Below are 22,504 nucleotides of genomic sequence, written 5' to 3' on the forward strand. Positions count from 1 at the left end.
TGTGTGATTCATAGACATCCTTTCAACTATACTGGGTGTCTATGGACAGAGAAATCCAACAAAGACTACAGTGGGTAAAAATGTATGAGGAATGTGGTGATGCAGGCCTCGTATGTCGACGCTGTGGTATTTCCAGACCAACATTACGAAAGTGGGCTAAGCGATATAAGCAATGTGGAATCGCTGGTCTGGAAAGCCAGAGCAGACGCCCTCATTCATCTCCAGATACCAAACTCACTGATGAGCTAAGAGCATTGATCCTTACGATGCGTGACAAACGCAATTTAGGGGCGCGACGTTTACAAACGGAATTAATCCGACTTCACAAAATACACCTAAGCACAGCGACACTCCATAAAGTTTTATCCGAAGCATCAGTCAAACCCATCGTAACTTACCGACGCAAAAAAGATTTCCAAAGATATGAGCGCCCAATTCCTGGTGATAGAGTCCAGATGGACACGTGTAAAATAGCGCCTGGAATTTACCAGTATACAGCTATTGATGATTGCTCTCGCTATCGGGTTCTAAGGTGCTACTCTCGGCGCACAGCAGCAAATACAGTCGACTTTATCGATTGTGTCGTGGAAGAGATGCCATTTCCTATCCAGCGTATTCAGACGGACAGAGGGCGTGAATTCTTTGCTGAAAAAGTCCAGAAACAACTCATGATTTATGGGATCAAGTTTCGCCCAAATAAGCCTGGCTCACCTCACTTGAATGGCAAAGTGGAACGCTCGCAGAAAACAGATAAAAGTGAGTTCTATCCGACCATAGATGTCTCTGTGGGGCTGCAAGAACTGGATCTGCTACTAGCTGAATGGCAACACTACTACAACTGGGAACGGCCCCACAGCTCGTTAAATGGGCTAACCCCGATAGACAGGATTACTGAGATATCTGATCAAACTCCTTTGTCTGAAGAGGTATCTCAGAACTACCAGATCAAGAAAGAGCGGTTTCAAGAGCAAAATTACAAGCTCGATCTTCAGCTAAGAAAATTGAAACCATCTCTATGAATCACACACCTACTTAGATTGATAGTTAGCCAATAGGGCAAGTTTTAGGCATACCAAGCCCTGTTATCTTATTTAACGCTTTGATCATCGGGTAAGCCTCACCAACCTGAGCATTGTAGTTTCTCAGACTTAATCGTCCACCTAACAACTGCTTCACTCGATACATTGCTGTTTCAGATAGTGAGCGTTTATGATAGCCGTACCGCTTTTTCCACTTATTGTTGGACCCGTAGAGCTTCTGGCAACCTACCGCTAAATGCAACTTTCTCCAGACTCTACGCTTCCCGTCAGTACCATGCTTCTTGACCTTCCATTCACCTTCGCCATAAACCTTGAGACCTGTTGCATCAATGGCTAGATGCTGTATTGCACCTCTAGTCTTTGGTTTAAATGAAACCTCGACTTGCTTAGCTCTTCGACTGATACAACTGTAATGTGGGCAGACTATAGGGACGTTAGCCAATGAAAAAACAGAATCGATAAACCCTTACAATGCTCTAAACTGCATTGAGAAAACTCGTTTCACCATAAGCGCAGTAATAATGGCTAAGTCGCTGAACTGGCGAGGTCTACCTCGTTTATCTTGTTTGCTCTGCTTCCACTGGCGAGTGGCTTCTTCATCAATCCAGAAAGTGAGTGAACCACGGTTGATTAAGGCTTTGTTGTACTGTTTCCAATTCGTTGTTTTGTAGCGAGGTTTCGGCATGAGACTAGGGGAATTAACTTACTTAACGGATCAGATCGTAACCTTCGGATTTAGTTCCCTCGAATTACGCAACAAAGCCTGCCCACGGTGGCATTATTTTAATGGGAATGCCAAATGTATTAATTGGTGATTAATGTGATTTTTTGTAAAGATAGCCAAGTTTATAAGAATATATTAATGATAGATAGTATAAGTATTCTTAAATAAGATAAGGATCCTTGAGTTGGTTTGTGGTGTAATGACTTAAAATTTTTATATCGTAAATTTCAATGAAAATTAAATTGAGTGAATTTTTGATATATTAGGGAGATGTTGCTCACCTAAAGTGAGCAATATTAGATTTAAAATAGACCTAGAGGATGAATCTCATGACTAATAAGAACGTTTTTTATATTTTGGTAATGACTCAATGTTAATTTGTGTGTTTCTCGTCCAATGCCAGATTTTTTATATCCACCAAAAGCCGCATGAGCAGGATATGCATGATAACAATTTACCCATACTCTTCCAGCTTTAATGTTTTTTGCCATACGATGAGCAATATTTATATCACGTGTCCACACACCGGCACCTAAACCATAAACAGTATCATTAGCAAGGTGCAGTGCTTCAATTTCATCTTTAAACTTAGTGATTGCAATTACAGGTCCAAATATTTCCTCTTGAAAGATATGCATCTGATTATGACCAAAGAATAGGGTTGGTTTAATATAATAACCACCAGATAAATAATTTTCTTGATTGTTAGGATGCCCACCAAAAATTAGCTCTGCCCCTTCATCTTTACCTATTTGTATATAACCAAGAATCTTATCGTACTGTTCTTTAGATACTTGAGCACCAATTTGTGTTTCGGTATCTAAAGGATTTCCTTGTTTAATTAATGCTACTCGTTCAATAATTTTGGCAATGAATTTTTCATAAATAGATTCATGAACTAAAATTCTAGATGGACAGGTACAAACCTCACCTTGGTTGAAAAATGCTAAAAGTGCACCCTCAATACATTTATCAAGATATTGGTCTTCATGAGAAAAGATATCGGGGAAATAAATGTTTGGAGATTTTCCACCTAATTCGATTGTGGATGGAATCAAGTTATCCGCCGCACATTTAAGAATATGGTTACCAATTTCAGTAGAACCTGTAAATGCTAGTTTATCGATACGTTGGCTTGTTGCTAATGCATTACCTGCTTCAGAGCCGAAACCATTAACAACATTAATAACACCAGCTGGAATTAAATCACCAATAATTTCCATTAAAAACAAAATTGAAACGGGGGTTTGTTCTGCAGGTTTGAGAACAACAGTACAACCTGCTGCAAGAGCGGGAGCTAATTTCCAAGCAGCCATGAGTAACGGAAAATTCCATGGTATTATTTGGCCTACAACACCTATTGGTTCCGGTAAATGATAAGTTAACGTTCTAGAGTCAAGTTCGGAAGCAGCACCTTCTTGTGATCGAATACAAGCCGCAAAATATCGAAAGTGATCAATAGTCAACGGTAGGTCAGCTGCTAAAGTTTCACGGATAGGTTTTCCATTATCCCATGATTCAACTATTGCGAGAGTTTCTAAATTTGATTCGATTCGATCAGCAATCCTCAGAAGAATATTTGATCTTTCTACTGCACTTGTTGTAGACCATGATTCAAGTGCATTATGGGCGGCATCTAGAGCAAGTTCGACATCTTGCGAAGACGAGCGAGCAACACGACAAAACACCAGTCCATTTACTGGTGACGTATTGCTAAAATATTCGCCACTGTGTGGCTTCATCCATTGACCTCCAATGTAATTATCATATACATCTTTGAAATGAACAGTCGAAGTTTCGCTATTAGGAATTGGATAAATCATATAAAAAACAGCTACCTTTTTTGATGGAAAAATTATTCTATAGAATGAAATTAACTTCTTACATGAGAATTGATTTAAAAAAACAAAATCGTATTGAAATTTCAATGTAAAATTTTAAGTTAATATTTAATGCATTAAAAAAACATCAATACGTTTCCCTTGTCTTTATTTTTTTGTTAAATGATTTTTTCGAAAAATGTTTACGAGGAGTTAGTGGTGGTAAGATATTCACTCTTAATGAAAGTTTCTTTTGCAATACTTATTTTCTTAGTTGGATGTAATGAGAATGCAACATCCAGTAACGACCAGTATTTGACTGATCCTGATATAAGTGAACAAACAAAGAAGCCATCAAGGCCTATAATTGATGAAAAAAATAAAGGTGTAACAGATACTTCGGTTACAATAGAATGGGATAAGATTGAGTGTGAAAAAAATTTTAGTCATTATAATGTAATTGTCTATAGAAAAGATCGAATAGAAGATGTAATAACTATCAGAACTAGGAATAATAGTGTTTTTATCGATGATTTAAAACCTAACAGCCAGTATTCTATAGATGTCTCAAGTTGTTTACACTCTGCTTGTTCAGAAAGCGCAAAAATAGAATTCATTACGTTGAACGAGATAGATTATTATCACACCACAGAAATAGAAAAAAATGTGTATGGAAGCTTGGAAGGTGAAGTTAGATTTGTGCAAACGCATGTCATTTCTCCTGAGGGTAGAAAGAATGAGCCTGAAATAATCACAGGAAGAGATGCATTAATATTGTTTAAGCCATCAATAAAAAACTCAAGTTCAATTTTGATGAAAATTTATTCAGAAGATGGACTCACTAGCAAAGTTGTAATGAAATCACCATCTATGTTGCCAAAAACTGATCAACCAATAGATATTGATGAAAATAATAAAGTTGTAAGTTACTCTAACTCATATTGGAGTGCAGAGATACCATGGAATAAAATGAAAAGTGGTATGTCATTACATTTTGAAGACGAAAACGGCAACTTAGGTATTATTGAGTCAGAACGTATAAAATTTTCAGCACCTAGTGAATTGATTATTCAAAATATAGATCTTGGAATGTTATATAAACCAAGAGGAAGAAATATCGTAATAAAAGAATTGGAAAGAACAGCCGTTGATTACTTTCAGAAAGTTCCTGTCTCAAAGTTGATTTTTTCAGATTATACCCCTATTCATTTTGAAAAAATAACATTACCAAATGGTTCAGTATATACTGAGAAAAGTGCTGATATAGGTGGATGGCATCAAGGTGATATGAGAGAAGCAGTAGGGAAAGCACTAGTATCTACCGGAATAAATAATGCTAATTTAGGTATAGTTGCCTCGTCAGGATATTCTCAACAATACAACAGATTAACGAATCATATTACCGCACACACAAATATTGGATATTATAACAATGGAGTGGTTGTGCATGGAGGGAGTGGTGGTGGTGGGATCGTTACACTAGAAAATACACTTCATAACGAATGGTCTCATGAATTGGGACATAACTATGGATTGGGACATTATGTTGCAGGTGGTACTAGTCATGGACCTGATACTTCATGGGGTTGGGATGGCTATTATAAAAGATTCATAGCTAACTTTGATTGGAAACGTTCACCACAATCAAATATAAGGCCAGATAATCAAGAAGTTGTTAAGCCCTTCATGGACAAGTATACATATCTTTGGGATGCAATGTCTGGAGGATATGACCATCAAAATGGAATCATTAGTAGATATACACTTCATCATCCATATGTTGCAAGAATTATCCAAGATTGGCTTAAAAATGGGGCTGTTGTAATAAATAATGATTATATGGTTTGGGATGAATTAAAAAATATCTATGTGTATAAGGGAACGAACTTCAAAGTTCCAATAAAAAAAGGTGTACCTGTTGTGACGATATTAGGGGTTTATGATCCTGACAAAATTAATCCAAGTCAATTGTATCCTCCGACATACAGCAATTATGGAAATATATTCGATTTAGAAAAACCTCGTTCAGAATCATCCTTAAAAGGGTGGCAATATGTTAAAGATGTCAACTATCTAGATAGAGTTAATACACATTGGCATACGATGCTCGTAAATAGAAAAGAAGAAAAAATATGTCGATTTTCTTATCTAAGCCCTAAAGGTAAAAAATTTGAATTTCTAGGGTATGAAGACATTGAGAATAAAATATGCACAGGAAGTAGAAGTATTCACTATTTAGAAGACGGCAAGAAAAATCCAATAGAATCCAAGTATAATGATTATTTTTTATTATCAATAGATGGTGATGGAGAAATAAGTTATGTTCCTGATTCTACTATTGGTGAAAGTAAAATATGTTCACTAAAGATGTCTGGTACTGTATACGGTGCAGGTTTTATTAAAGGAAACTCTTGTCGGCAAATTGACGGTGTTTTTATGAACGGATTTCAATGGGCTTTTACATTAAATCAATCAGGAGTAAATAGTACCTATACATGGTCAAATGAATGTGTATTAAAAATTAAAGATAAAGATAATAATATTGAATCAATATCGATACCAAATTATAGAATAGAAAAAAATCAGAGTAATAAAATTCATCTTAATATAAGCAGAGAAAAGCCCATAATAGATATTAACGTGTATTGTGGAGAACATGAGTTAACTAGCATAAAGGTTTCTGATAATCCTGATATAAAATTACTAAAAGGACCTATTATTGTTGGGCAAGAGCATGGTTACACAAGCTATGAGCCTAAGCTTCCTAGTGGTTGGTTCAAACATTATGACAATTTTGAACCCAAAAATGAAATCAACCATGAATTAGGAAAGATGCGTGTAAATGATAATGATGAATATATTTGTCGATTTAATTTTTCTGATTCAGATAGGGAAATGAAATTTGTTGGTTATGTGAGTCAATTATCTGAAAGTAAGTACATTTGTACTGGTGGAAGTGAGATCTATTACAAGAAAAACGACATTAATATTGAACTATCATCAAAAGAAAACGATTTTGAATGGTTATCAGTAAGAGATAAAAATTTGATAGGTTCAAAAATAGAATTTGATAACAATAAGACATTGTGCGTATTAGATAATAGATCATTTTATGGTGCTGGTTACCTCGATGAAAACAATAGATGTACACAAGATAGACAAATTCATTGGTCTAATGGTAAACAATGGTTATTTAGTACTTATAAAACGATGACCTACCATTAAAACTATAGAACTTTTTTTGATGACTGTGGTTTGTTCATTCATAGTTAGATTGAAAAATAAAATACTAACTATATGGTGTAATCATATAGTTAGTAAGGATTAAGGACTATTCATGTTCAATAAAAAAATTACAATAACTTCAACTGGTATTACGTTGTCTATTTTTTCCTTTATGGCTAAAGCTGATCCTAAAATTAATTTCGCAGTGGATTATTTCTCTTATGGTAGTAATGGAAGATGTATGGTTGCTATGGAGATCGAAAAAAGTAATTTAAATGAAATATATAATATAATTAATAAAAATCACTTTGATATCGATTTTGAAGTTTTACTGTATGAGAAAGATAAAAATGGAAAAATTGAGAAGCCTCATGGTACAGAGATGGTTAAATTCAAATTTAATGAATTTGATAACCTTGTTCATGATCATGTTATTGTCATGTCAAAAATGGAACTTCCATATTCATGGTGGCATGAATGTAAAGTCTTAAGTGTTAATTTATCAGATAAGAAATATGCTAAAGTTACAATATATGACGATTTTAATGGCGACGTTTCATTTAGAAATATAGTTGAAAATAATAAGATTTCCAGTTTTGATTTCTTTTCTGATATAGTAAACATGGCATTCGCCTATAGAATGAAAGATGAAAAACCAACAGAGAATGAGATCCTCCAGAACATATCCAAAATGAAAAGTTATAATAATGGAAAGTCAGGGAATGAATCACTAAATAGAAAAATTATTGGATATACAAACACTATATCTTTAGGAGATAGTGGTATAAATGGTTCTATAGGTTTTAATATATCTGAAGATTTCATTAAATTACGAACAAAAGATAAGATCAATAATTTTATAAAAGAAAAAATCGTAAAACCTGCAGTAGAAGTTGGTATCGTTGATCGTAAATTTCAAGAATCAAAGTATATTGATGAATTAAGACAGAGACTACTAAAAAGTTTAAATCAAGATCATTACTTTGAATATGGTTCAGAGAAAAATTTGCAATTATCATTGGTAATGATGTTCTCAGACTTGTACAGTCAGCCTATATTATCCTACGGAAAAACGATACCTGCATACAGCGATTCCTTTTTTAGTGATTTATGGGAGTCAATGTTAAGTGGATTCATCAATAGTATTGAACCTGTGAAATTATATGAACATGAGTCATATCATGGGCATTCGATATCATTAAACATGGATAGTGAATTTTTGCATGGCTTTAATGATATTGCTTCATCAATAAAAATTCCGAAAGGGTGGCAAGTTACTTTATTTGAACATGGCGGATTTACTGGTTCTTCTATTGTAGCTAATAGTGATATTAAGGCATTAGGAGAGAAGAATCTGAATGATACGGTAAGTTCTTTGATGGTTGAGTATGTCGGTGATGATCCTTCCGAACTCTATGACATGTTATTGTTGACCATCAATTATGGTAACCTCTCAGGTATAGATTTTTCTCGCGAAATTTTTAATAAAAATAAGGATATTATAGTTGACTATAAAAAGGGTACCATTAACCATAGAGGTATTACTGGTGGATTTTTGGGGAAGACTTTTGCTCAAGTTGCAGCCATTTTGTATCAAAAATCTATTGAGGAGCTCAGCTATATTGAGTTACTGAGTACTAAAAATGCATTAGAAAGTATTGGTATTGACACCGTATACCCTTATGGCAGTATGGATAATATAAAAGCAAGTCTATTCTTGAGGATCAACAATAATCTATCAAAAACGTTACTTCCTGAAGAGGTCGGTATTGGATCTGAGCCATTTATTATTGATGAATTATTGGCAAAAATAATCAATTAACAATGTTTAACTTTTCTAATGCATTAGATAAGCTTACTGAAGATATTTATTCTAATGCTAATTTATATCGTTCAGATAATGTTGTAAGACTCTATGCTGATCATAACTATACAGGTCACTATATAGATATTGAAAATTCGACGAAATTCCTACATGGATTTAATGATACACTTTCGTCTTGGACTATCCCACACGGCTGGTCTGTACGATTTTATGAACATGGTGACTATCAAGGACGTTATTGGACAAGAGATGCTTCTGGAAATGAATCAGGATTTAATGATGTAATTAGCTCTATTGAGATATTGAAAAAAACATCTGGGATAAAAGGTAGCTTAATACGTAATGAGCTTGAATCATTAAAAAATAGCTACAGAGAAATAGATAAATTTCAAGTAATTGTCGGTTATGAAAATGAAACACCAATTTATGCCCTTCCTTTAACTGATGAGCTTTTTGCTAAAGCTCAGCTGTACAGTTATGGATTAGATGCCAACTTTGTTGACAAACACTGGAAGTCATACCTAAAAAAAGGCCGCTTGTCTCTTATCCCCGGGGTTCGTGTAGGGAAGGATATTCTTAAAAAGGATGCTGCTGCATTAGGAGGACATGTAACAACAAAAGGTGCACAAGATTTATGGAGAAGAAAATACCAAGAAATCAGCCAAGTTATGTCAAAGTATATTGCAACTCTTATTTCATTTAAAGCAAAGCTAGAGGGAAAAGAATCATGGGATATTCAATCTGAAAATAAAAATCGTTCAGTTAGATTTAATTTTGGATTCGGAATTACATATTATAATATGGGTAATAATGGTAAAGCCCATTCAAGATATGAAAATATTCCAACTCAAAGCTGGGTCATGACGGGTAAGGATATAAGTTATTCGGTTACGACACCTGGTGATTTATTGAGCCTGTTCAGTCTTAATAATTTTAAAGTGATAGAACCTATCGATTTTAATTCAGGCTCGAATAATTATCCACTTTATCAATTGATGAACTCCAATTACGCCGATAAGTGTTCATATTATCAAGATGGATGGTATCCTCGGTGGAATGTGTGTGATACAAAATTTATAACAAGAAATAAAAAATCATATAATACAAAAGACATCATGTCATATGGATGGCAAGAGTTTCTAAATTTTAAAATGAACGATTTGAAGACTGTACAAACAGATAGAGATATAGCATATCAAGTATTGATGGCGATTCTTCCTGTATGGGGAACTGTTGAAGATATTAAATCGGGTGATGCAGGAATGGCAACTCTTGGTGTGTTAGGTGACGTAATGTTTTTTTTACCCATAGCAAAAAGTGTTTCTAGTATCGGAAAACTATCAGCTAAAGCTGCGTCGTCTAAACTACTACCGAGAAATGTTAAGTTTGTTAGAAATGTCATTGGCCTAAACAAACAAGGTAAGTATTCATTAACATCATCGCAAGCTGATAGAGCTTTCTATAAATTAAAAATACAAGGAAAACTAAAGGAACTCCCTAAAGTTATATTAAATGAACTTAATCCTATCGCAGGTTTGGATCAGCTCGTTGTTACAGGGACAAGTAAATTATATAAAAAATATTCATCGCGGGTTAGTATACCTAAAAAAAATATAATAGGTGATAACTCAGTTGTGTTTTACGATGATTTAAAGTTTAAATCAGAGGTGTTTTCAGTATCATATTTAGATGATGGTTATTTAATTATTAATGATCAATATCGAGCTGTTTATATTGATGGTAACTACTATAGGGTCGAATATGATCCAATACTACGTGCTAATTTCATTTATGAACAAAATAGTGGGAGAAGGATAGAAATTATTAAAGATAAAAATGGCAATTGGTCTATTAAAGAAATTAATAATGGGATTTGTCCACTTTTTTCGTTAATGAATAATACTAAAGCATGTCATTTCACCAACATTGATGATGCATTAATAAGTATGGGATTTGACCCAAAAACCAGAACAGCATCAGGATTATTGGAGTTGATTAATGGTCGATATGGACCTGATATTAAAGAATACTTATTAAAATTAAATTCTTCGCTATCTCTTAATTATAATATCGATATAGATACCCTAAATTGGGTTTTCGATACTATAGAAAATTCTGGTATGTCTAGATATGCATTTACTCCATTTGTAAAAAATACTGATGCCATCATGTATGATATGCTAGGTAAGTTTTATAATAATAACATGAGTATTAAACCTGTTTTTTTGAACAAATCGCAGTACAAAAAATTAAAGAAAACTTTAGACTCTGATAAAGAATTAATTATAAATGTAATTTCAGAACAAAGGAAAATTAATCTAAAGGAGGCACAACAGCTCTTCGATGAATTTTATACTTCTGTTACGAAAGATCCTATTTTTGGTTTGGATTCTATAACACACGATAGACCGGTTATTCATGTCGTCGGACACGGTGATGCTGGTGATGAAGTCATCTACCCTGGTGATGCAAGCCATTACTATTACGCTTTCGAGTTAGCTGATATGCTGAAAAATAAAGGATTAAAGCCGGATTCAATCATAAAACTTGACTTTTGTTGGAGTGCTTGCTCTCTCAAACCAAGTGATTATTCAAAAACAGAAGTACTGACTAGTATGAATAAGGGGGATTACACTCCTTTATTTGGTGACATTGATGATAGCTTTCTGGGGGAGTTTGCTAAAGAATTAACGGCAATGTACCCTACGTTCCGTGGACCAATAATCGGATACGTAGGGACAGTATTAAACACAATTCAAGATAATGTGTTAACTTTAGCTAATACACAAGGTCGGTTTCATGCTGTAGAAATGAACTTTTCTGATGGTAAATTTTTTTTCAAGAAAGAGGATGCAGAAGTTATTTATGGGAGTTATAAAAATAAATGAGAAAATCGATATTGATTAGCTTGTGCCTTTTTTCTAGCATTACAAATGCCTGTCCAATTGGTGATATTCTAGAGTCTATGGAATTACCATTAGAAATTGAAACATCCCATGAGTTGCGCGCAGAATTGGCTAAGTTAACTGGTGGAACTTATTATAGAGATTATTTATATCGATTAATTGATGAATTAAACCCATTTTTTAAAACTGACCAGATGCTAACAGCAGAGCATACCTACTGGGCAAAACAATTGCTTGACTCTGGTAAGCTTAAAAATTTTACAAGTGCACTTGGTTATGTGAAAATAAACAGAAACTCTATGATACCAGAGTTTGAAGGTAGATATCTTGTTGCAAAAGAACTCTCAAAATTAGACCCAGCGCTTTTAAAATCAGGATGGAATACGGTTCATGAAATAAAGCTTGTGGTGACACATGATAATGTCACTACTTATTGGGAACATTTAAAAGGACAGCCTGTTCGCGGACATGAAGCTGGCATAACGTGGGATTCTATTCCAGGAGCAGGATCACCAGAAGGTTTAACAGAATTAGTGATTGCTCTTCAAAAAAATTCGGATGGTAAATGGGTTATACCAACAGGTAATCATGGTTCGAAAAATCTAGTTATTCATGAGTTTGGTCATACTCTAGATCGTGTAGTGGGTACATATTTTACTGGTAAGCCCTACAGTCAAAATCCGAGTTTTTATCAAGCTTGGCATAATGATTATCAACTAGGGAAGATAAAGGAACACTACTTCTTGCAACCTGAGAATAACTATGCTGTTGCATTAGAGGAATCATTTGCTGAAGGTCTATCGAAACTTTATGGGATAGACAATATACAATCAACTTATGACTGGCCCTATATCTCCGCTTATTTCTATGACCAGTTTAAGAAAACAATACAAGAACAAAATCAGGGTTATAAATAATTTAAACTAAACTTCTAAACGGATTTTTTTTATTTAATTTGGTTTGTTTTTAATAGTTTGTATAATAGCGGTGACACTAAAGTAGTGTTTATATTTGAGGAATTAAATTATGACTGTTACATTTCAAAATAATCCTGTTTCTATTTCTGGCTCTTTTCCTAAAGTAGGTGATCGTTTGCCTAGTTTTACTCTTTGTGGTGCTGATTTGAACGATCTTAACAATGAAGATTTTAAAGGAAAAAAGATTGTAATGAGCATTTTTCCCAGTATCGATACTCCGGTTTGTTCTAAAAGTGTGAAAGTTCTTCAAAATGCACTTATGACTCGCAGTGATACAGTGCTTCTCTGTGTTTCAGCAGATCTGCCTTTTGCTATGTCTCGCTTTTGTACAGAGCATGCAGTAGCTAATGTCACGAATGCATCGTTTTTTCGTGAGCCTGCTTTTACTGAACGCTTCGGTGTAAATCTAAATGAAGGTGCTTTACGTGGGCTTGCTGCTAGAGCAGTGATTGTTGCAGATGAGTTCGGTGTAATTACCCACAGTGAATTAGTCAATGAAATCACCAATGAACCAGATTACGATCGTATTTTGATGTCACTATAATCAGTAATTAGGCCAATGCTATCTATCAATAGATAAAAAAGCGTTGGATGACTTTATAAAAGGCCCTAAGTTCCCAAGGCTTAGAGCCTTTTATTTTTCAATTAATCATACACTCATGTCGCCATTCGTTATGCCTCAAACATGGAATAATTTGTCCTAAACCAATGATTAGAAAACTTTGGTATAGCTAACATGTGTAAAGGTTGTTGTTGTTGTTGCATGGCTACACGATTGTGCGAGAAAAAAAGCCAGTCAGCTCAACTGACTGGCACTAGCCTAATTATTTCCTATTTATGAAGTAAGCTCAATTTTAAAAAAGCTAAGAGCATCATTTAGATTGGTGGTCAAATCAGAGATATTCTGATTTGCCTGTTTAGTTCGTTCCATCGCGGATAAATTCTCTTGAACTAGATATCGAATATCTTCCATCTGTTTTGCTACATCTTCAGTTACTATTTTTTGTTCATTTGCGGCAGTCGAAACGATGGAGTTTATGTTTGATATTTCAAGAACCTTATCAGAAATCAGGTTAAAGGATGCGATAAGTGCCCGATTGGCAACTTGTGTTTCATGAATAAGTGAAACATTACGTGTCATCACTTGATCTGCCAACTGCGATTGCTCTTGCAGTTTCAAAATAATACCTTGAATATCTATAGTCGATTGCTGAGTTTTCACTGCAAGAGAACGAACTTCATCCGCTACTACAGCAAATCCGCGCCCCTGTTCACCTGCACGAGCAGCCTCGATAGCTGCATTTAGGGCAAGTAAGTTAGTTTGATCTGATATATTATTAATGACATCCGTAACCGAACTAATATTATCGGAAAACTCGCGTAACTGATTGATTATTTGTTGGGATTCATGGATCGATAGGGTTACCATTTCGGTTTGTTTGCTTGATGAATCGATAATATCATGACTTTCAGCAATCAATTTTTGGGCCGTCTCCGCATTAAGCTCTGCACTTTGAGCTTGTTGCATTACATCAAAAGAAGTACATGATAGTTGCGTTGTTGCTGTGGCCACTTGTTCAATGAGCCCAAGTTCTTGCTGTGAATTATTCGTATTCCCTTCAATTGAATACGTAATGTCAGTCTGTTTGATACTTAAATCATTCATAGTCCGATGAGAATTTCTCACCACATCAAGAAGCCTAAATTGTAAATTTTCAAGACTTTGGGCAATAGTGTCGAGCTCGTTATGGAATTTTATAGGCCTGCGTTCTTTTATCTGACCATCAGAAAGGGAAAGAATCCATTCTCTGATCTGTCTAACACCTGAGAGTTCTTTGCTTAGAACCCAATATAGTCCAATTAGCATCACGCATGAAAAACCACTAAATCCAGCAATAATCAACTGGATATCTCGCTTGTATGTTTGGACGATTTGTTGAATATCAATAATAGTGAACAGTTTATTTTCACCATCTATTTCTGTTTGTGACACTGCAAACCAATGACTATCAGCATCACTGAAGGTGACATACTGGCCTGAGACCAGATTTTTGAACAGAGGCTTCTCTTTCGTTAAATCTTTTCCAATTAAGGTACTGTGAGTGAGATCAGATGCAAATACATTAAAATTCCTATCCGTCATCATAAACATCCCACTGCCGTTAGGTGAGGCAATCTGATCACCTGCAATATCTAAAGCGACACTGCCGACAATGTCGTTGCCTACATAAACAGGGGTGGCAATAGTGAGAACGTGTTGCCCAGTTGTTTTATCGATATCAAAAGCTGTGTAATGTTTAGTACCGAGTTCGACCGTTTTAACAAACCAATCTCTTCTCAATGTCTTTGCATTCCAATCTAGAGTACCAATATCTGTAAACATGGTGCCATCTAAACTAGCGAAGGTAACACCAATAAATCCATGATTTTCCTGTATACGTAAAGCAATAGCGTTGAGTTCTTCGACTGCTTTATCGCGAAGTGAATTGGCTATTGCAACTGAGAGAGAGATATTAAGTTTTTTATAAAAATCTAAAGAATCCTGATAACTTTGCAACCGTTCTTGTGCCTGCTGAGAACTAAGGCTAGATATAGATTTTGTTTGATCTGATAGTTTCGAGTGATAGAAAAAGGCAGTAAAAGCCGACGTAATGATGCACGCAAGTAATAAAAAAACCGAAATTATTTTTTTTATCATTAGTTTAACTCTAAGTTTAAATGGTTATCACGGAGTACTTCGTGATAATTAAAAATAAAATTATAAAATAATGATGTGAAAAATCAGCTTTTATCGTTTTAAATAGTATTTTTTTTCTTTAGGAAAATAAACTTATAAAGTTAAAAAAAAGCCCCAAACGGAAGGGGCAAAGTGTCACAGGAAAGATAATGTAACCAAGTTAATAGATATGGAATAGGCACTATAGGGGGAGTGCTAAACCGAATGAACTGTAACGAATATTGCTTTCCGATAGCATGGTTTGCTGTTTTTTTTAATGTTATTTTATTTTTTTTAACAATTTAAATATTATGCAATCGAGTTCTCATTATCAACTGCAAAATTAGATTGCAAATAATTATATTAAAAAAAATAGACATAAAAAAATGGGTCGTTATGATTAAGAAAATGTAAAGTAATGGGGTATGTCCGCGTGATTTATCAATTTCCCGATAACCTTTGGTGGAACGAATGCAGTAATCAAGTCTATTATGCACAAGATCCAATGAAGCCGGAAAGGCTGATTGGTACACCGAGCATAATGCAGGCTAAGTTATTGAAAATACTCTGTGAATATCATCCTTCCCCCTGTCCAAATGATCAAATAATTAAAGCACTTTGGCCTCATGGATTTATCAGCTCTGAAAGTCTAACTCAGGCAATCAAAAGAACCAGAGATTTTTTGAATGATGAACATAAGACGTTGATCGAAAATGTAAAGTTACAAGGTTATCGTATTAATATTATACAAGTTATTGTTTCTGAAAACATTGTTGATGAAGCTGACTGTAGTCAAAAAAAATCAGTAAAAGAGCGGATAAAAATTGAGTGGGGGAAGATAAACGTAGTTCCTTATCTTGTTTTTTCGGCGCTTTATGTTGCTTTGCTACCTGTGATTTGGTGGAGTTATGGCCAATGGTATCAACATGAATTAGCCGGCATCACTCATGATCTACGAGATTTAGCAAGGTTACCGGGGATAACAATCCAAAAACTGTCAGAACAAAAACTCATGTTCGCTATTGATCAACATCAGTGTTCCGTGAATTATGAACAGAAGACATTAGAATGCACAAAAAATTAAAAGCTTGGGGGGGGGCTGCAGGTCTATTCGTTGTAGCACTAGGAGTAACGCTCATCGCACTCCCGATGCGACAAAAAAACTCGCACGGCACAATGATTATTGATGGTACAGTCACACAAATTTTTTCTACTTATCAAGGTAATCTATCCAATGTTTGGCTTACCCAGACAGATCCACAAGGTAACGTAGTCAAAAGTTGGACTACACGTTATCAAACATTGCCAGATCCTAGCTCTCAGAAGCTAAATTTGATTCCCGACTACTCAGAAAGTAATGTGAGCCGTGATTACAATGTGTTGAGTATTTATCAACTCGGCAAAGGTTGTTTTCTCGCCTTCCCTTACAAGCAGCTTACGGCTGAAAAAATGTGGTTTTCCTGTCAAAGCGATTTTTAGGGTCTTATCATGAGCCGCCTAGATAGTGTGTGACGAGTAGGCGCTCCTCCACAGTCAAAGTGACTGAAAGTCATCTCTTCATCTTTACCCTAATGTTCGCAGTTGTATTGAGATCGTCAACAATATAACAAGTGTCAATTAATTGGCTATACAGCATGCACGAGACGAACACTGTCAGTACCGCACCAGATCCACGTAGGTGGGTATAGTGATAAGAGTCTTACCCAATTTTTATCGTCATTCATAATTTCGATCTCCACTCCGGAAATATTTTAACGCATTTTATTTGCATTAAATTACTTTAAATCATTTGAATTGAATAAGTTGGCCTTTTTTTAGTGTCTGATTTATTTTGTGCGTGAATGTTACTCGTGTTTCTTTCAATGCAAGTGTGTTATTAAAAAAATAAAAAAACACAGCAAAAAATGACATCTGTCAATTGTAGGTGACTTTGTGTGGTTAAATGTGCGTGTTGCTTACGTTATCTAAAAAAGACCAAGCGACGCATTTCCTTTAAAGACAGTAAAATGGTGGAGTTACATAAATATGCAATTATTAAAACAGCTTTTTAAGAAGAAATTTGTAAAAGAAGAACACGATAAGAAAACCGGTCAAGAGGGTATGACATTACTCGAAGTGATCATCGTTCTAGGCATTATGGGGGTGGTTTCGGCGGGGGTTGTTACTCTGGCGCAGCGTGCGATTGATTCGCAGAATATGACCAAGGCCGCGCAAAGTCTCAATAGTATCCAAGTTGCACTGACACAGACATACCGTGGTCTAGGTAATTATCCAGCAACAGCTGATGCGACAGCTGCTAGTAAGCTAACTTCAGGCTTGGTTAGTTTAGGTAAAATATCATCCGATGAGGCAAAAAACCCATTCATTGGTACAAATATGAATATTTTTTCATTTCCGCGTAATGCAGCAGCTAATAAAGCATTTGCAATTTCAGTGGATGGTCTGACACAGGCTCAATGCAAGACACTTATTACCAGTGTCGGTGATATGTTCCCATATATTGCAATCAAAGCTGGTGGCGCAGTAGCACTTGCAGATCTAGGTGATTTTGAGAATTCTGCAGCAGCGGCTGAGACAGGCGTTGGTGTGATCAAATCTATCGCTCCCGCTAGTAAGAATTTAGATCTAACGAACATCACTCACGTTGAGAAATTATGTAAAGGTACTGCTCCATTCGGCGTTGCATTTGGTAACAGCTAATTCAAATAAGTTTGTTTAACTTAATCTTAACGTTGCCCATTAAATAATGGGCAACTTATTAAATTCAATGTGGTATCAATATGAGAAAATACCAACAAGGTGTCGGATTATTGGAGGCGATTCTGGCTTCTGCCGTATTAGGGATGGCATTGGTCGCTGCTGGGAGCTATTACAAGCGGGAAGCTGAACTCATGATTAAATCCAGTAACGCATTTGATGTTATTGAGTTGTCATCTCAAATCCAGCGTTACGCCTCTTTAAGTAAAATTAATAATCGTACTAACCCAATACTCAAAGATAATAAGGCAAAAGAATTTAAAGATGCGGATTTGAAATGGTTAAAGCTTGAAAACTGCCCCACAGCAGGTGATGTACCGACAACGGGTAATAATAATGATTTACAAGATCAGTTTATTGCTTGTGATGCAGATTATAGGAAAGGTGATCTAAGCTATTTTGGGAGTCAGTTTGAATTCTCAACCTATGTACATCCTTCCAACCCGGAAATTCAACGACAAATAAAACAAGTCGTCAGCTATTTTCAATATCGAGGCATGGAAAGAGCGTTTATTGGCGATGCTGCGGGTTATGTTATCAGTGAGGCCAAGAAAAAAGGATTTAGCGCACAAGACTATCGAATCGTTCTAATAGAACCTGATCGTGTCGGGTATTTTGAGTCAAATGCTATTAGCTATGAAGAATTTATAGAAAATCCATCCGCTCGCGAAAATTTTCTTTTAAAAGCGACGAAAGATAGAACTCTGGCGTTGGCGGTCAGTCTTGCTCAAACCGGAGAAATAGCAATGCAACGTGATGGTTCCGTTGCATTTTTAGAAGATAGTGAGTTGTGTTGGGATACGGCGGCAGGTAGTGCAAAGTCTTGTCTCTCGGTTCGGTACGATACCGTTGGAAATAAAACAGAACTGGATTTAAAACAGATAGATGTGGTCAGTGCGAAAGGCCTATCATTTGAAAGTGATGGTAAAACAAAAACACCAGTGGTTTCGACTTATGAGACTTTTCAAGATGGTGGGCGGGCTAAAACCATTAACGCTATTGAATGCCCAACAGGTTTAAATAATCGTTTTGCCGCGGTGGTGAGTTCATTTTCAACTGCTGGACAGAATGCAAACTTTAGTTCAGAGAGTGCTAAGGATTCTCAAGGCACAACCCAAAAGGATGGTAGCAAAGGACCGCATGCGCTTCTATCCGGTATATCACTGAACTGGACATTAACGAATAAGGTATGGGATGTAACCGCCTCGATTGGTATCGAGTCCGGTATATTGCCTACTTCAGGTATCGATTCTGGATCGTTATTACGAAACCCTAAATCATTGTCTTTTATAGCGTTTCAATGGTGTGAAAATTAATGAAAAAAAACTATTACATAGGTGCATGCATCGCGCTCATATTAAGCGGGCCAACCTTTGCACAAGGAGAGATGCACAAAACAAATGAGCAGATTGCAGAACAGTCCTCAGTTGATTTAATCGCAGAAATTTATCATTCAGATCGATATGCAGAAACGTTTATTGAATCCGAAGAGTTCGAACAAGAAGAAAGCACGTCAAAAGAACCAATCTTGTTTGTGACACCTTATGATCAATTAAAAGATAAATTGGAATCTTGGGCTGATTTACACGGTTATGTTGTGAAATGGAATACACAGAAAACGGTTCAGTTCGATAATGCTGTGGCTTATGAAGGAGACTTTGAACAAGTTTTAACTGAGTTGGCTAGCGATATTAACCAAATTGGCATAGACATTAACTTTAAAATATTTCAAAAAAATAAAGTTATTGTCGTCTATTCAGTGAGATAAGTATGAAAAAAACAATAATCAGTACACTTGTTATCGGTTTGGTTGCCGGTTGTTCTAATACGAACTTGCTAAAAGACAATCTGGCTAGCGAGCAAAATGTCATCAACTTAAGTAAGTCTTCAAACGAAGCGAAATCTAGAAATATTGAATTTCTCTCTGGTGCCTATTTAAGTGAGAGAAAAGTGCCGAAGCATGACATTAAGTTCAGTGGTAAGTATGTTGAGTTTGAAAGTAAATCACCGATTGAGTTAATCGATGTTCTTGATGGACTTTCTAAGCAATATAATATTCAGTATGTATTCTCAGATGAGTTAGAAGATGAAAAGTCGGAAGAGAATAAAAAGTCATCAGGCTCATCATCGGCGAAGAAAATAAAATACTCAGGACCTCTGGCTGGTTTTTTTGATTATTTAAGTAGTGCATATAACATGCACTTTGAATTTGGTCATAATAACTTAGTTAAGGCATATCATTATAAAAATCAAGTTTTTAACCTCCAGCAATACTTTGATGATAATAAATTTAGCTCGTCAATGCAGATTGGGGGTACCAGTGGCACATCAAGTGGTCTAAAAGGTACTGCAGATACCGCTATAGAATCTAATAGTTGGAAAAAAATCGATGAGTTTTTAAGTGCATCCTTAGGTGAAACTGGAAAATTTACAATTTTTGAAGATTATTCACTAGTTACAGTAAAAGCCCGACCTGATAAGTTTTTATTGTTACATACTTTCTTTGACAAGTTGATCAATGAGAGCAAGATGCAAATCGCGGTTGATTATAGAGTGGTTTCTCTTAGTGAAGAACGCTTAAATCAGTTAGCTGCCAAATTTGGTATTGAAAATGCAGGGAAATACAGTATTACCAGTGATATGGTCGATGCGATCTCTTTAAGTCAAGTAGGGGGGGGATTAGGCGCTTCATATCGCTCTGCCTCAGCAAGATTAGATGCAGTGGTTAATGAGTTATCACAGGAAGTAATGCATGAGGGGCATTTTATCGGTATCCCTAACAGAGTAATGCCACTAAATGTCACTACAAACTCGAAGTATATATCCTCAATCGAAACAACAAAAGATACCAATACTGATGAGGAAACGAGAACTGTCAAAGTTTCTGACTTAGTAACAGGTTTTAGCATGATGGTTATGCCGAAAATCTTAGATGATGGACGAATTCAAATATCGTCTGGCTTTTCAAGAAAACAGTTAGTGTCTATTGGTACTGCACAAGGTATTACTCTACCAACAGTTGATGAAAATGAATCAATGAATACCGTAACGATGAATCCTGGTGAAGTACGCCTAGCAATGCTATTTAAGGATAATTACATTCAGAATAGTAATGGTGTTCAATTATTAGGTGGTGGTACTGAAAATAAGAAATCGGCTCGTTATATTGCTGTGCTTGTTGGTGCAAGCAGTTACAAAACCAATGATCTTGCTAGTAATAGAGTAAATATATATGACTAGCATATGGTTACATGAGTCAGATTTTAGATATGTTAACTTAGATGTAGAAAGATACCAAAAAAAATATCGTTTGACATTGACTAATGGAAATAAGTACGTATTTATTAAAGATAAAGAAGATATATCTGATGTTAATCCATTTATCCCTTATATTCTCATGGAAGAAGGAATGAATAATGTATTAGTAAAATCAGATGATTACAAAGATATCCTCATTTATCAAGGCGTCAATATTCAATGTCTGGATTTTCTTAATGATAATGATATATCCGTTGAGAAATTAGTTGATTTTGAAACAGTAGAACTTAAAGCAGATGAGCTAAATAAAATAAAAGCACGAAGGTTGGATGCACAACTGATTGAAGATGAAGTCAAAAATAATAAAGTGTTTATTATTGGATTCATTGCTATTGTAATAATTAGTATCGGCGTATTTTGGTTAATGTGATTATGAAGATTAGCAGTTTGAAGAAGGGAAGCAATTTCAGTATTAATATAAAAAATATAAAGCTTGATAAAAAATTGTTAGTGGCAATTATTTTTTTAGTTTTATCAATACTGGGAGGTGGAGCCTATTTATACTATGAAAATGAGAAAACGAAAAAGTTAGAGCAGGCAAGATTACAGAAAATTCAAAAAGAGAACTCTGACAAACAAACCTATTTGTCAGATTTTAAATCGGCTTTTGAAGGTCTTGATTACCAAGCGCTAACTGGTTTTTATGATGTACTCAGATCTGATATCGATTTTTTCAGGGTAAATAATTGGTTATTAGATGTAATGGACTGTAATGTTAACTGTAATTTAGCCTTTAAACGAGGAAGCTTTGACACCTTTACTTATTTAGAAATGAATCGAAATGGAGCTGTTATAAAACCACAGTTCGACCAGAATAAGCTCCAGTTTGCAAATGTGGATTATATATCTGGTTTTCGTTCTATTTATCTCAAAGATCTCACTGAGCAAGAGAGAGATAAGAGTGAAAATATCATTGAACAGTGCTCAACAAAACTTTCTGAACTGTATAATTTGCAGTTGTTAATGAAAGAACAGGTGAAATTTAAAATAAATCTTCCTAGGAATGTAACTTCAATATCGGGTTATGACTGGGTAAAAAATAGTGACATTAAATTCGGTTCTATTGAAATTGAAAATATGCCAGAGAAAAACTTGGGTCTGATGAAAAATATTATGAATAATAGTATGATGATTACGTCTATCTCTTTGCAAAATTCAAGTTTTAAATCCAAGTTAAATTATTACTGCTATTAAGG

14 protein-coding genes and 2 pseudogenes are annotated in these 22,504 nt (G+C 35.2%); 13 read left to right on the plus strand and 3 right to left on the minus strand.

The window, feature by feature from the left end:
* Positions 1-41 precede the first annotated feature (41 nt).
* On the plus strand, positions 42-1,019 hold the full coding sequence (locus T411_RS0112565; protein ID WP_001889101.1) for an IS481-like element ISVch1 family transposase: 978 nt from the start codon (positions 42-44) through the stop codon (positions 1,017-1,019).
* A 25-nt stretch (positions 1,020-1,044) separates the two neighbouring features.
* Here the strand turns inward: T411_RS0112565 and T411_RS1000000120230 are convergent.
* Both T411_RS1000000120230 and T411_RS0112580 read right to left on the minus strand, forming a co-directional pair.
* A pseudogene (locus T411_RS1000000120230) lies at positions 1,045-1,725 on the minus strand (IS5 family transposase).
* Between the two features lie 341 nt (positions 1,726-2,066).
* Positions 2,067-3,587, minus strand: coding sequence for an aldehyde dehydrogenase family protein (locus T411_RS0112580; protein WP_000640055.1), 1,521 nt, complete (start codon positions 3,585-3,587; stop codon positions 2,067-2,069).
* Positions 3,588-3,767: 180 nt separating this feature from the next.
* On the opposite strand from T411_RS0112580, the gene T411_RS0112585 reads away from it, so the two are divergent.
* The 4 genes and pseudogenes from T411_RS0112585 to tpx all read left to right on the plus strand — a co-directional run bounded on the left by T411_RS0112585 (position 3,768) and on the right by tpx (position 13,061).
* Positions 3,768-6,809: a M66 family metalloprotease gene (locus tag T411_RS0112585; RefSeq protein WP_011929371.1), complete on the plus strand. Its 3,042-nt coding sequence runs from the start codon at positions 3,768-3,770 to the stop codon at positions 6,807-6,809.
* A 112-nt stretch (positions 6,810-6,921) separates the two neighbouring features.
* Positions 6,922-11,522, plus strand: a pseudogene (locus T411_RS1000000120800) (beta/gamma-crystallin domain-containing protein).
* A complete protein-coding gene (locus T411_RS0112595) occupies positions 11,519-12,457 on the plus strand; it encodes an anthrax toxin lethal factor-related metalloendopeptidase (RefSeq protein WP_001232136.1) in 939 nt (312 codons plus the stop codon). The pseudogene T411_RS1000000120800 and the gene T411_RS0112595 overlap by 4 nt, the downstream one beginning before the upstream one ends.
* A 109-nt stretch (positions 12,458-12,566) precedes the next feature.
* Positions 12,567-13,061, plus strand: a complete 495-nt coding sequence (gene tpx / locus T411_RS0112600) for a thiol peroxidase (protein ID WP_000218963.1) — start codon at positions 12,567-12,569, stop codon at positions 13,059-13,061.
* A gap of 291 nt (positions 13,062-13,352) precedes the next feature.
* Here tpx and tcpI read toward each other — a convergent pair whose 3' ends face one another.
* Complete coding sequence (gene tcpI / locus T411_RS0112605; RefSeq protein ID WP_000591846.1) at positions 13,353-15,215, minus strand: toxin-coregulated pilus methyl-accepting chemotaxis protein TcpI; 1,863 nt, start codon at positions 15,213-15,215, stop codon at positions 13,353-13,355.
* A 436-nt stretch (positions 15,216-15,651) separates the two neighbouring features.
* Here tcpI and tcpP point away from each other — a divergent pair, with 436 nt between their 5' ends.
* From tcpP to tcpD, 8 genes are all read left to right on the plus strand, one after another.
* Positions 15,652-16,317: a toxin-coregulated pilus transcriptional regulator TcpP gene (tcpP, locus tag T411_RS0112610; RefSeq protein WP_000542594.1), complete on the plus strand. Its 666-nt coding sequence runs from the start codon at positions 15,652-15,654 to the stop codon at positions 16,315-16,317.
* Complete coding sequence (gene tcpH, locus T411_RS0112615; protein WP_000549070.1) at positions 16,302-16,712, plus strand: toxin-coregulated pilus protein TcpH; 411 nt, start codon at positions 16,302-16,304, stop codon at positions 16,710-16,712. Before tcpP ends, tcpH begins: the two co-directional genes overlap by 16 nt.
* Before the next feature lie 546 nt (positions 16,713-17,258).
* Complete coding sequence (locus T411_RS0112620; RefSeq protein WP_001176378.1) at positions 17,259-17,933, plus strand: type IV pilus major pilin; 675 nt, start codon at positions 17,259-17,261, stop codon at positions 17,931-17,933.
* 80 nt (positions 17,934-18,013) lie between these two features.
* Complete coding sequence (tcpB, locus tag T411_RS0112625) at positions 18,014-19,306, plus strand: toxin-coregulated pilus minor pilin TcpB (RefSeq protein WP_001234007.1); 1,293 nt, start codon at positions 18,014-18,016, stop codon at positions 19,304-19,306.
* Positions 19,306-19,758 (plus strand): toxin-coregulated pilus protein TcpQ, encoded by a 453-nt coding sequence (tcpQ, locus tag T411_RS0112630; protein ID WP_000742752.1) that lies wholly within the window; start codon positions 19,306-19,308, stop codon positions 19,756-19,758. The genes tcpB and tcpQ overlap by 1 nt, the downstream gene beginning before the upstream one ends.
* Positions 19,759-19,760: 2 nt before the next feature.
* Complete coding sequence (gene tcpC / locus T411_RS0112635) at positions 19,761-21,230, plus strand: toxin-coregulated pilus secretin TcpC (protein WP_000750977.1); 1,470 nt, start codon at positions 19,761-19,763, stop codon at positions 21,228-21,230.
* Positions 21,223-21,678, plus strand: coding sequence for a toxin-coregulated pilus protein TcpR (gene tcpR / locus T411_RS1000000120245; protein ID WP_000200904.1), 456 nt, complete (start codon positions 21,223-21,225; stop codon positions 21,676-21,678). Before tcpC ends, tcpR begins: the two co-directional genes overlap by 8 nt.
* Positions 21,666-22,502 carry a toxin-coregulated pilus protein TcpD gene (gene tcpD / locus T411_RS0112645; RefSeq protein WP_001880631.1) on the plus strand — a complete coding sequence of 279 codons (837 nt, stop codon included), beginning with the start codon at positions 21,666-21,668 and terminating at the stop codon, positions 22,500-22,502. The genes tcpR and tcpD overlap by 13 nt, the downstream gene beginning before the upstream one ends.
* The last annotated feature ends 2 nt before the right edge of the window (positions 22,503-22,504 follow it).

Origin of the sequence: Vibrio cholerae ATCC 14035 (assembly GCF_000621645.1) — a bacterium.
Taxonomy (GTDB): Bacteria; Pseudomonadota; Gammaproteobacteria; order Enterobacterales; family Vibrionaceae; genus Vibrio; species Vibrio cholerae.